Annotated in this window: 10 protein-coding genes and 1 pseudogene; 3 read left to right on the top strand and 8 right to left on the bottom strand. The window is 67.8% G+C overall.

Annotation, left to right across the window (positions count from 1 at the left end):
- Positions 1 to 20 precede the first annotated feature (20 nt).
- Positions 21 to 3761 (top strand): ATP-dependent RNA helicase HrpA, encoded by a 3741-nt coding sequence (hrpA, locus tag B4M62_RS06445; protein WP_290706155.1) that lies wholly within the window; start codon positions 21 to 23, stop codon positions 3759 to 3761.
- Positions 3762 to 3777: 16 nt separating this feature from the next.
- On the opposite strand, the gene nrdR is transcribed toward hrpA, so the two are convergent.
- Entirely contained in the window at positions 3778 to 4227 is a 450-nt protein-coding gene (gene nrdR, locus B4M62_RS06440) for a transcriptional regulator NrdR (RefSeq protein WP_290706154.1), read from the bottom strand.
- Positions 4228 to 4269: 42 nt separating this feature from the next.
- Entirely contained in the window at positions 4270 to 4731 is a 462-nt protein-coding gene (locus B4M62_RS06435) for a LysM peptidoglycan-binding domain-containing protein (RefSeq protein WP_290706153.1), read from the bottom strand.
- Between the two features lie 144 nt (positions 4732 to 4875).
- On the opposite strand from B4M62_RS06435, the gene lexA reads away from it, so the two are divergent.
- Positions 4876 to 5559 (top strand): transcriptional repressor LexA, encoded by a 684-nt coding sequence (gene lexA / locus B4M62_RS06430; RefSeq protein WP_290706152.1) that lies wholly within the window; start codon positions 4876 to 4878, stop codon positions 5557 to 5559.
- 3 nt (positions 5560 to 5562) lie between these two features.
- Here the strand turns inward: lexA and hflX are convergent, their stop codons facing one another.
- From hflX to B4M62_RS06410, 4 genes are read right to left on the bottom strand one after another with little or no spacing between them, the layout of a single operon-like run.
- Positions 5563 to 6978 (bottom strand): GTPase HflX, encoded by a 1416-nt coding sequence (gene hflX, locus B4M62_RS06425; RefSeq protein ID WP_290706151.1) that lies wholly within the window; start codon positions 6976 to 6978, stop codon positions 5563 to 5565.
- Positions 6979 to 7022: 44 nt separating this feature from the next.
- Positions 7023 to 7925, bottom strand: a complete 903-nt coding sequence (dapF, locus tag B4M62_RS06420; protein WP_290706150.1) for a diaminopimelate epimerase — start codon at positions 7923 to 7925, stop codon at positions 7023 to 7025.
- A 9-nt stretch (positions 7926 to 7934) separates the two neighbouring features.
- Entirely contained in the window at positions 7935 to 8852 is a 918-nt protein-coding gene (gene miaA, locus B4M62_RS06415) for a tRNA (adenosine(37)-N6)-dimethylallyltransferase MiaA (RefSeq protein ID WP_290706149.1), read from the bottom strand.
- Entirely contained in the window at positions 8849 to 9586 is a 738-nt protein-coding gene (locus tag B4M62_RS06410) for a hypothetical protein (RefSeq protein ID WP_290706148.1), read from the bottom strand. The genes miaA and B4M62_RS06410 overlap by 4 nt, the downstream gene beginning before the upstream one ends.
- A gap of 113 nt (positions 9587 to 9699) precedes the next feature.
- Here B4M62_RS06410 and B4M62_RS06405 point away from each other — a divergent pair, with 113 nt between their 5' ends.
- Complete coding sequence (locus tag B4M62_RS06405; RefSeq protein WP_290706147.1) at positions 9700 to 11058, top strand: DUF349 domain-containing protein; 1359 nt, start codon at positions 9700 to 9702, stop codon at positions 11056 to 11058.
- Here B4M62_RS06405 and B4M62_RS06400 read toward each other — a convergent pair.
- Together B4M62_RS06400 and B4M62_RS06395 are read right to left on the bottom strand one after the other, a co-directional pair.
- Positions 11055 to 11684: a hypothetical protein gene (locus B4M62_RS06400; RefSeq protein WP_290706146.1), complete on the bottom strand. Its 630-nt coding sequence runs from the start codon at positions 11682 to 11684 to the stop codon at positions 11055 to 11057. The two genes, B4M62_RS06405 and B4M62_RS06400, sit on opposite strands and share 4 nt — an antisense overlap.
- A 15-nt stretch (positions 11685 to 11699) precedes the next feature.
- Positions 11700 to 11938: pseudogene (locus tag B4M62_RS06395) on the bottom strand (tRNA (N6-isopentenyl adenosine(37)-C2)-methylthiotransferase MiaB); the annotation flags it as partial.

The raw sequence follows: 11938 nt of genomic DNA, 5'->3' as shown, positions 1-11938 counted from the left end.
CACACGTAGGCTGGACGATCATGTCGCCGTCCACCCCAGCCCGATCGCGCGGACCCGGCCCCGACCTGATCGCAGCGCGGCGAGCACGACTCCCGACCATCACCTTTCCCGACGACCTGCCCGTCAGCTTGCGGCGCGACGAGATCACCGAGGCGTTGCTCAACCACCAGGTCATCGTGGTGGCAGGCGAAACCGGCTCGGGCAAGACGACGCAGCTGCCGAAGATCTGCCTCGCCGCCGGCCGCGGCATCGACGGGATCATCGGCCACACCCAACCTCGTCGAATCGCGGCGTCCTCGGTGGCCGAACGGATCGCGGCCGAGACGGAGACCGAGTTGGGCGACGCGGTCGGCTACTGCGTACGATTCGCCGATCGGGTCTCCGACACCACGCTGGTGAAGGTGATGACTGACGGCATCCTATTGGCTGAGATCTCTCGCGACCCCATGCTGCGCGCCTACGACACGCTGATCATCGACGAGGCACACGAACGCAGTCTCAACATCGACTTCATCCTCGGCTTTCTCAAGCGGCTGCTCCCCCGCCGACAGGACCTGAAGGTCATCATTACCTCGGCGACCATCGAACCCGAGCGATTCGCCCGACATTTCGCGTCGGCTGAGGACATCGTGCCGATCATCGAGGTCTCCGGCCGGGCCCACCCCGTCGAACTGCGATACCGCCCGCCGGAGCCGGACGTCGAGCTCATCGCCGCGATCGATGGCGCCGTCACCGAACTCTGGGCCGGGGCAACGGGTGACATACTGGTATTTCTGCCCACCGAGCGCGATATCCGGGAGGCGGCAAAGATCCTTTCACACTGGCTCAATCGTGGCGCGGAGATCGTCCCGCTCTACGCCCGGTTGTCCATGGCCGACCAGCGCCGCGTGTTCGCCCCCTCTAATGGGCGCCGGATCGTCCTGGCCACCAACGTCGCCGAAACCTCGCTGACGGTCCCGGGTATTCGCTACGTCGTGGATTCCGGAACCGCGCGCATGTCCCGCTACTCGACGCGCACCAAGGTCACCCGACTGCCCATCGAGCCGATCTCGCAGGCCAGCGCACGTCAGCGGGCCGGTCGCTGCGGACGGGTGGCGGCCGGCGTATGCATCCGCCTCTACGACGAAGCTGACTACGATTCGCGGCCGCCCTACACCGACCCGGAAATCCTGCGCGCGAACCTCGCCGGGGTGATCCTCTCGATGGTGTCACTGAGACTCGGCGACATCGCCGACTTCGGGTTCGTCTCGCCTCCGTCGCCCCGTGCGATCGCCGACGGCCTGGCCGAACTTGGCGAACTCGGCGCGGTCACCCTCCGATCCGACCGGCCACCCAAGCTGACCGCCGTCGGCCGCGCGCTCGCCCGCCTGCCGATCGACCCTCGACCGGCACGCATGCTCGTCGCTGCCCGGGATCTCGGCTGCGTCGACGACGTTCTCGTCGTCGCCGCCGCGCTGTCCATCCCCGATGTGCGAATGCGGCCCGCCGAGAAGCGCGAGTCGGCCGATGAGGCACACCGCCGTTTCGACGAACCTGGCTCGGACTTCCTCGCCCTACTCAATCTCTGGGACTATCTGCAGGAGTCGCGGACGTCGTTGTCGGCCGGCCAATTCCGACGACAGTGCGACCGCGAGTTCCTGCACTGGACCCGGATCCGCGAGTGGCGCGACCTGCACCGCCAGTTGCAGCGAACCGTCAGCGACCTCGGTTGGCCGACCGACCGGGACCGCGAACGCAACCCCGAAGCCGTCCACCAGGCGATTCTCGCGGGCCTCCTGTCCAACATCGCGGCCCGCAAAGGTGACTCCCGGGAATACCAGGGAGCACGCAACACCTCGCTCATGATCTTCCCCTCGTCGTCGATGGCCAAGAAGCCGCCGTCCTTCCTGATGGCCGCCGAACTCATCGAGACGTCCCGCACCTATGCGAGCACAGTCGCGCGCATCGATCCGGCATGGGCCGAACGTCTCGCCGGAGACCTCTGCAAACGGGCCTACAGCGAACCGCACTGGTCGTCGCGGCGCGGCGCGACCATGGCCTACGAACGGGTCACCCTCTTCGGTGTGACGCTGGTTGCCGCACGCCTGGTGACCTACACCCGGATCGATCCGCCGATGTGTCGCGAGATGTTCGTCCGACACGCTCTTGTGGAGGGTGACTGGCGCACCAAACACGCCTTCTTCAGCCGTAACCGCGCGCTCCTCGACGACGCCGCCGAAGCAGAAAGCCGCGCCCGCCGGCGCGACCTGGTCATCAGCGCGGATCAGCTCTTCTCGTTTTACGACGCACGGATACCGGCCGACGTCGTATCGGGCCAGCACTTCGACTCCTGGTGGAAGGACGCCTCCGGGCGGGACGCGACCCAGCTGGATCTGCGCGCCGACGACGTGGTCGCCGGAGCCGACGTGTCCGAAACCGACTACCCCGGGACGTGGGCCCAGGGTGAGCTCCGCCTGACCCTGCGCTACAAGTTCGCTCCTGGCGACCCGGCCGACGGCGTAACCGTCGAGATTCCACGGGAACTCGTCGACCATGTCCGGCCCGCCGGATTCGACTGGTCCGTTCCGGGCATGCGCGAAGATCTCGTCACCGCTCTGATCAAAACCCTGCCCAAACAGGTCCGCAAGCTGGCGTCGCCGGCATCCCAATACGCGGCCGCGGCGATCGCACGACTCACCCCGCGCAGCGAACCCCTGATAACGGGCCTGGCACGCGAACTCTCGGCACTCACGAGGACAACCGTCTCGCCCGGCCTCTTTGCGCCGGACCGGATCGATGACCACCTGCGGATGAACTTCGCCGTGGTCGACGCGCGCGGCCGCACCGTCGCCAGCAGCCGGACGCTGTCCGCCCTGCAGCATCCCGTCACCGCCACACCCGCCACCACCGGCCCCACCCGGGTGAGCGCTGCGACCTGGACCGCGGAGACGTTCGGCAACCTCGACGACTCGGTAACCGCCGCGATCGCGGGGCAGCAGGTGACCCGCTTCCCCGGACTGGCGGTCCTCGACGAGAGGACGGTCGTATCGCAGTGGTACGCCACCGCCGCCGCCCGCGATAGCGCGCTCGTCGACGCCGTCGTGGTGCTTCTCGACGCGCAGACGACCGTGCCGTCGCGCAAGATCACCGCCGGGCTGACCCCGGGGCAGCGGCTCGCGCTGAGCCAGCAACCGTATTCTTCCCTCGAAGCGCTCCTGGCCGACTGCTCCCGGCGCGCCGTTCGGGATACCGTCGACCCGCGCGAGGCGGCCGCACTGCGGACCCCTGCCGAATTCGCCGCACTCCACGACCGCATCTCCCGCCTCATCACCGAGCGCGCGCCCGCGGCCTTCTTCGCTGCGCTCGACATCTTCGGCGAACTGCCCGACGTTCACACCGCAGTCGAAATGCGAACGGGGACCCTCGCCGCCGACGACGTGGCCGAGCAAGTGTCCAACCTGGTGTTCGACGGATTCATCCGAGCAACCCCCACCACCCACCTGAACGAGATTCCGCGCTACCTCGCGGCAGCCGTCACCCGGCTCGACGCCCTCGACACCAACGCCGCCCGTGATCGCGACGCCACCGGATCAGTCGACCGCGTCGTGGAGAGGTGGAACCAACGGCTGGAACAGTTGCCCGTGTCGCGGCGCGACGCGTTCAACGAGTACGCGCACTGGATGGTCGAGGAACTGAGAGTCGGCCTGTACGCCCAGCGCCTCGGCACCGCCTACCCCGTCTCCGAGAAGCGCGTCGTCAAGGCCTTCGACTCGTTTCGCTGAGGCCGGACCGATCAGGTCAGGCCCGGTTCGCTTGCAGTACGTCGATCTCGCGCTGAAAGTCGTCGAGCGATTCGAATGACCGGTACACCGAGGCGAAACGCAGGTAGGCCACCTCGTCGAGATCGCGCAACGGCCCGAGAATCGCAAGTCCGACCTCGTTGCTCGGGATCTCGGCCGACCCCGACGACCGCACGGCGTCCTCCACCTGCTGAGCCAGCTGGGCGAGCGCGTCTTCGTCGACCTGTCGTCCCTGACACGCTCGGCGAACGCCGCGCATGACCTTCTCGCGGCTGAACGGCTCGGTAACCCCGTTGCGCTTGACGACGGCCAGCACCGCGTTCTCCACCGTGGTGAAACGGCGACCACACTCCGGGCAGGACCGGCGGCGGCGGATCGCCTGACCCTCATCGGCGAGTCTGGAGTCCACAACCTTGGTGTCCACATGCTTGCAGAAGGGACAATGCATGCCCCCAACAGTACCGGCGGGCCCGACTGCGCCGAACGCCGCTCAGCGATAGACCGGAACGACCAGCGCCTGGCCGACGGACAGCGTCGCCGATGTTAGACCGTTCAACGCCCGGAGCTGGTTCATCACGGCCTGCCGTGACACATCCGGCGCAACGCGGGCCGCCACCGCGTTCAGCGTCTCGCCGCCGCGCACGTGCACCACCGACGTGGTCACCGGATCGGGCGACGATGCGGCCGCATAGTCACCGCCGACAATGGCGAAGACCCACACCAAGGCGGCCAGCGCCGCGCCGGCGAGGATTCCGGCCACCGCCCGCCGGCGCGCGAATACCCGCGCGGCATCCGCCCCTACGAGCGGCTGTCGCGGATGGGCCGATCCACCGCAATCGGTTCCCCGCGCCGGCGGAGATGCCGACAGCCGGGGGTCACGCGGGCGCTTGGCAAGCGGCGTCACCCGACGTGAAGGAACCGGATTGGGGCGGTGCGTCACCGGTGCACTCATGATCGCTCCTCGTTCGTGTGTTCGATGAACTGATGTTCGAAGTTCTACCACGGCAGTCCGACAAAGTCATGCGACACATCGAACAAATGTTTGAAAGTGTCGGAGGATTTCGCTACCGTGACCACATCGAGAAGAGGAGAAGCCATGGCCAGGAAGAAGACGCCCCCATCCGGACTCACCGACTCACCGGCTGCCATCGAGGCAACGCTGACTCAGCGGCAGCGCGATGTCCTTGAAGTCATCCGCAAATCGGTTCGAGAACGTGGGTACCCCCCGAGCATCCGCGAGATCGGCGACGCGGTCGGCCTGGTCTCGACCTCCTCGGTGGCCTATCAACTGCGGACGCTGGAAACCAAAGGCCTCCTCAAACGCGATCCGCACCGGCCCCGCGCGGTGAATGTCGCCGTCGACCGAAACCAGCCCCCTCCCGGCGGTTCGGCCGAGGGGATGCCGACGCCGACCTATGTTCCCGTACTGGGACAGATCGCAGCGGGCGGCCCAATCCTCGCGGAGGAGGCCATCGAGGACGTGTTCCCCCTCCCTCGCGAACTAGTCGGCGACGGAGCACACTTTCTGCTCCGCGTGGTGGGCGAGTCCATGATCGGCGCAGCTATCTGCGATGGCGACTGGGTCGTCATACGTCAGCAGAACGTCGCCGACAACGGCGACATCGTGGCCGCGATGATCGACGGTGAGGCGACCGTGAAGACCTTCAAGCGCGACGACGGGCACGTGTGGTTGCTGCCACACAACCCGGTTTTCGACCCCATTCCGGGCGACCGGGCGGTCATCCTCGGCAAGGTCGTCACGGTGATGCGCCGAATCTGAGGCCTACCCGCTGTGCCGGCCGAACTCCTCGAGTTCGCCGGCCAGTGCTGCCGGCACCCGCACCCTCATCATCGTGCCGGTTTCGTGGTGCTCGGCAGAGCAGACTTCGCCGTCGGCGTGGATCCGGGAGACCACGTCACCGCGGTCGAAAGGCACGTTGACGAGCATTTCAACGTCGTGACGGCCCACCTCGGCACGAATCCGCTCGAACAACTCTGCCAGCCCCGCACCGGTGCGCGCCGACACGAACACCGCGCCCGGCAGCGCTGCAGCCAGTTCGGTGCGGGCCAGCGGAGTCATCGCATCAACCTTGTTGACCACCAGCAGTTCCGGCGGCGGTACCGATCCATTGGCCTCGAGGACCTCCCCAAGGACCGTGCGCACGGCGGCGACCTGATCGAGGGGAAAAGCCTCCGACCCGTCGACGACATGGATGAGCAGGTCCGCGTCGGCCACTTCTTCGAGGGTCGATCGGAAGGCCTCGATAAGCTGGGTCGGCAGGTGGCGCACAAATCCCACCGTGTCGGTGAACACCACCTCCCGACCGTCGTCCAATCGGGCCCGGCGGGTCGTCGGATCCAGCGTCGCGAACAACGCGTCCTGGACGAGCATGCCCGACCCGGTCATCGCGTTCACCAGACTCGACTTTCCCGCGTTCGTGTAGCCCACAACCGTGATGGCGGGCACGCCACTGCGATGCCGCTCCAACCGCTTGACGGTCCGCGCGGTCTTCATCGAACGGATCTCGCGCCGCAACTTCGCCATCCGCTCCCGGATCCGGCGGCGATCGGTCTCGATCTTCGTCTCACCCGGCCCGCGCAAACCCACACCGCCGTTACTGCCCGCCCGTCCGCCGGCCTGCCGGGACATCGACTCGCCCCAGCCCCGGAGCCTCGGGAGCATGTATTCCATCTGGGCCAACGACACCTGCGCCTTACCCTCCCGGCTGGTGGCGTGCTGGGCGAAGATGTCCAAGATGAGCGCGGTCCGGTCGACGACCTTCACCTTGACGATCTTCTCCAGCGCGTTCAATTGCGCGGGGGTCAGCTCGCCATCGGCGATCACCGTGTCGGCACCCGAAGCCACCACCACCTCGCGCAACTCCCCAGCCTTGCCGGAGCCGATATAGGTGGCCGCATCGGGGCTGCTGCGGCGCTGGATGATGGCGTCGAGCACCTCGGATCCGGCCGTCTCGGCGAGTGCGGCCAACTCGGCCATATTCGCGTGTGCTTGCGCTGCGGTTCCCGACGTCCACACGCCGACAAGGACCACGCGCTCAAGTCGGAGCTGCCGGTACTCGACTTCGGTGATGTCGGTGAGTTCTGTCGACAGGCCCGCGATGCGCTGTAGCGACGCCCGCTCGTCCAGTTGAAGATCGCCGGTAGTCGGCGCGGCGATAGATGCTTCGTGTTCGGTCATATCCATCCATGATGGCACCGCGGCGCCTCGACGCGCATCCTGGTTTATCCCAGTGCTCCGTCGAACAACTCTCCGCGCGCGACCAGTCGCGACGGCCCCCGCAGCGTCGAGGAACGCCCGCCGTCGGTGATCGCCACCTCAACGCGGCCGCCCGGCACACTGATGCGCAGCATCCCTTCGTCACGCTGCACAGACGCCAGCAGGGCGCTACCCGCCGCGACGAGCCCGGTCCCACAGCTGCGCGTCTCCCCCACCCCGCGCTCGATGACGCGCATCGAGGCGAGCAGTGAATCACCGACGTCGAGTGGCTCGGTCACGAGCTCTACGTTGACCCCGTCCGGGAACACCGCGGTGTCGAAGGCGGCGCCGGCGGTGAAATCCACTGCGGCAAGCTCGCTGTGCGTCAGGCCGGGGACGACGCATGCCAAGTGCGGATTACCGACGTCGACGGCCAGCCCCAGGTAGGCATGACCGGCGATCATCGCCGACGATGTCACCCCACGACGAACCGGGCCCATCGCGACGCTCACGTCCGCGTCCGTCTGCGTGACCGAGTGCAGGTGCACCCGTCGGGCACCCGCGCGGGAACCGACGACGAACTCGTCGGCATCGGTGAGCCCGCTCACCCGGCAGAAGTGGGCGAACACTCGGACGCCGTTGCCGCACATCTCGGCAATCGACCCGTCGCCGTTGCGGTAGTCCATGAATAGGTCGTCGGCAGCGATGCCCTCGCCCAGACCGGTGAGCACCCCCGCGTCGACGAGCGACCCGGCCCGGGCCACCCGCAGCAAGCCGTCGGCACCGATACCCCGCTGCCGATCACAGAGCGCGCCCACCGTTCCCGAATCGAGCGGCAGCACGACGCCCGGGTCATTGATGATGATGAAATCGTTCTGCGTACCGTGGCCCTTCCAGAAGTTCCGCGGTTGCGCCGGTGCGATGGTCACCGCGTCAGTCTAGTCGCGGATGTCGCGATAGTAGGCGGTGACGGCGTCGGTCAGGCCGGTGCCGCCACCGTCGAACCAGCGGATTCGGGGGTCCCGCCGAAACCAGGAGCGCTGGCGCCGTACGTAGCGCCGGGTTCCGGTGAACGTCAACTCACGTGCGCGGCCCAGGTCATACTCGCCATCGAGATGCGCCACGGCCTGCGCGTAACCGATCGCACGAATCGCCGTCTGCCCGTCACGCAGCCCGTGCTCGAGCAGACCGGATACCTCGTCGAGCAGGCCACGGGCGAACATTTCGTCGGTGCGCACGGCGATGAGACCGTCGAGTACCTCGGTCTCGCGGTCCACCCCGACAAGCACCGCATCCCAGCGGGGCGAGCCGATCCGCGGCTGGGAAGCGGCGAAAGGATGGCCGGTCAGTTCCACCACCTCGAGCGCCCGGACGATGCGGCGTCCGTCGGTGTCCAGAATCGTCTGCGCCGCCGCCGGATCCACCACCGCGAGGCGGCGGTGCATCTCCTGCGTTCCCGTGACCGCCAACTGCGCCTCGTAACGGGCCCGCACCGCGACATCGGTGGGCGGTAGTGACCACTGGTCCACCAGCGCCTGGAAATACATCATGGAGCCGCCGACGATGATCGGTGTCGCCCCCCGGCGGAGGGTCGCCTCGACGTCAGCGATCGCGGCGCGCTGATAGCGCGCAACCGTGGCCGTCTCCGCGACGTCGAGGACGTCGAGTTGGTGGTGGACAATCCCCCGACGCTCGGCGATCGACAGTTTGGCGGTGCCGATATCCATGCCGCGGTACTGCTGCATGGCATCGGCGTTGACGACCTCACCGGCGAGACGCTCGGCGAGGTCGAGGGCCAACTTCGACTTCCCGCTCGCGGTCGGGCCGACGACGACGATCGGCGGACACGCGCTCACCCGAACCGCCAGGTGACGACGTTGTAGCCCACCCCGAACGGCGCACCGGCGTAGCCGACGGTGGCCGTCGCAGAGCTGGGTGCGCAGGCGGCCGCAACCTCCCACACGCCTCGGCCGCGCGCCCCCCAGCGGGCACACCGGTCCCAGTCCAGCTCGCGTACCGCGTCCGGGTCGCCCGAGGCCAGTGCGGCGTCGATGTCCGCCTGCAGCGCGACGGCGTCGGGCGCGCATCCCCCACCGGGTGCCCCGTCGCTCAGATTGATCGCCCCATCACCGACGACCAGGAGCCCGACGGCCTCCGGCCCAGCAGCCAGCCGCGCGGCCAGATCTGCTCCCACGGCCCGGCACGTCGCCGGACCTGCGCCCGCCGCCACGACCACCGGACTGATCACCACCGGGTGCGCCTCGGGTGCGAGTTCGCGCGCCCATCCGGCAATCAGCATCGACGTCGGAAGGTGCGACTCTCCGGGCGCCGCATTCGGGCCCGGCTGGAGCGCAACATGGCGGTCGACACCGAATCCGCCGAAGGATCCCACACCGAGCACCTCGCCCGATTGACTGTCAGCGGTCGAATCCGCGACACCCACCCCCCACCAGGAACCGCTGAGCAGGGCCTGTTCGGCGATCGCCACCTGCATCGCGGTGCGAACGGGATCGAGCTCGACCACCCCGGGGCCGGACACCTCGGGCACCAGCGCTGGTGCGCCTGGGATGAATACCGCCGAAATCAACACAACCCACGACGCTAGTCGACCTGCTTGAATGGAGGCCAACGGCCCGGGTTCCCCCGATGCCGGCACAACCTGGCAGCCGTGACGCGCGGCACGATAACGGTGAGGACACCGCAATGACAGCCTCCGACTCCGAATCTCCGGCGACCGACGGGTCGAGCACGCCCAAACCCGGGCCCAAGCCCGGGCCGCGACCGGGCCCCAATCCCGGCGCGCGATCGGTGACCAACGCTCCCATCACGCATCAGCCCACTCGCGTCGGCGATCCACACCAATTCGGGCGGGTCGACGAGATGGGCATCGTGTGGCTCAAGACGGCCGACGGTGAGCGTGAGGTCGGACAGTGGCAGGCCGGGAGCCCGGAGGACGGCCTCGCCCACTTCTCCCGGCGCTTCGAGGACCTGGCCACCGAGGTCGAGATTCTCGAGGAGCGTCTGGCCGCACGATCGGGCGACCCGCGCAAGACCCGCGCGGCTGCACAACACTTGTTGGATGCCCTGCCCACCGCCCACGTCATCGGCAACGTGGCGGCGCTGCAGTCCCGGCTGCTCGCCATCACCGATACCGCCGACGAGGTCGCCGAGGAGGCCAAGGCGCAGCGCGCACATGATCGCGAGGCGGCAATCGCACGCAAAGAGGCACTGGCCGTCGAGGCCGAGACACTTGCGGACGATTCGACGCAGTGGAAGGACGCTGGCGATCGCATCCGCACGATCCTCGACGAGTGGCGGGAGATCAAAGGCATCGACCGAAAGTCAGATGATGCGCTGTGGAAGCGCTACGCCCGCGCCCGCGACAAGTTCAATCGGCGTCGCGGTACCCACTTCGCCGAACTCGACCGCGACCGGGGTGCGGCCAAAGACCGGAAGGAGGAACTCATCGCACAAGCCGAAGAGCTCTCCTCGTCAACCGACTGGGGCCCGACGGCGGGACGATTCCGTGACCTGATGACCGAGTGGAAGGGCGCCGGGCGCGGACCGCGAGATGTTGACGACGCCCTGTGGCAGCGGTTCAAAGCGGCTCAGGACATTTTCTTCTCGGCCCGCAACATCGATGCGGCGCAGCGCGACGACGAGTTCACCGCCAATGCCGAAGCGAAGTCGGCGCTGCTCGACGAAGCCGAGCGCACCATCGACACCGCCGATCTCGCCGCCGCACGCCGATCATTCCGCAACCTGCAGGAAAGATGGGACGAACTCGGAAAGGTGCCCCGTAACCAGATGACCCGCCTCGATGGCCGATTCCGGGCGCTCGAGCGGCGAATTCGTGACGCGGAGAACGAAACGTGGCGCCGTGACGATCCTGAAGTCGCGGCACGTGCCGCGCAGTTCGCCGAGAAAGTGGCTGCACTGGAGGACCAAGCACGCAAGGCCGACGAGCGCGGCAAGGCCGACGAGGCGGCCAAGCTGCGCGAGCAGGCCGAGCAGTGGCGGGAATGGGCGAAAACCGCCGAAGGCGCCGTCTCCGACCGCTAAGCGTCAGTCGGGTCGTCGTCGTGCCGCACCGGGGTGATGAGGCCACGCATCCGGTCATCGGCGCGCGCCGCCGCCTCACGCCGCTGCGCCTCCACCGACAACTGATAGGCGTTGCGCGACCAGACGACCCGAGCCCAGTGGAAAGACAAGACAACCATCGCCACCAGGCCGAGGATCAACCCGATGCCGATTCCGCCCGCCGGCGGCAGCAGCCTGCCATCAGGACCCGGCAATGCATTGAGACCAGGTGTCGTCCGGGTCCACCACGCCAGCATCCCGGCGACAATCGACACCATGCACCCACACAACGCGATCCACGCCAGGACCCAGCGCCGCGTCACCAACGCGAGCGCCGAGGCGAGAACGCCGAAGATCAGCACCAAATACACGAACACCCTTGAGGTGATCGCTATCTGCGCGGCTTGCGCCTGAGCGTTGTAGCTCAACACATCAAAGCCGTTGACCGAGCCGGTATGCGGCAGCGCGAGAGACACCCCGGCCAACAGAACCGCAACGGCGACCACCACCGCCCGGGCGCCCGGGTCTATCTCCCCGGCCACCTTCCGCTCGGCTTTGCGTAGGTCGCCCTTGAACTGCTCGAATCCCGCTGTCGGATCGTTACTCACTTCGTATCCCGTCATCTAGTTGCCGCCACCCGGCGAACAGCCGGTCGACACCGGCTCAATCGGGCGGACGCCGATCGTTGGCAGGCCCAGGCCCACCCCTGTCGACGCGGTGGTCGGTCGACGATTCGCCTCGTAGGCATCGCCAGCCCGCGTATTGCGGATCGAGATGACCCCGCCGTCAGCCATCAGGTGGTGCGGCGCCACCGAGGTGATCGTCGTCGTCACGATATCGCCGGGCCTGATCGGCCCGCTCG

This window comes from Gordonia sp. UBA5067 (assembly GCF_002414845.1).
Classification (GTDB): domain Bacteria; phylum Actinomycetota; class Actinomycetes; order Mycobacteriales; family Mycobacteriaceae; genus Gordonia; species Gordonia defluvii.
This window is presented reverse-complemented; position numbering and strand designations above follow the sequence as displayed.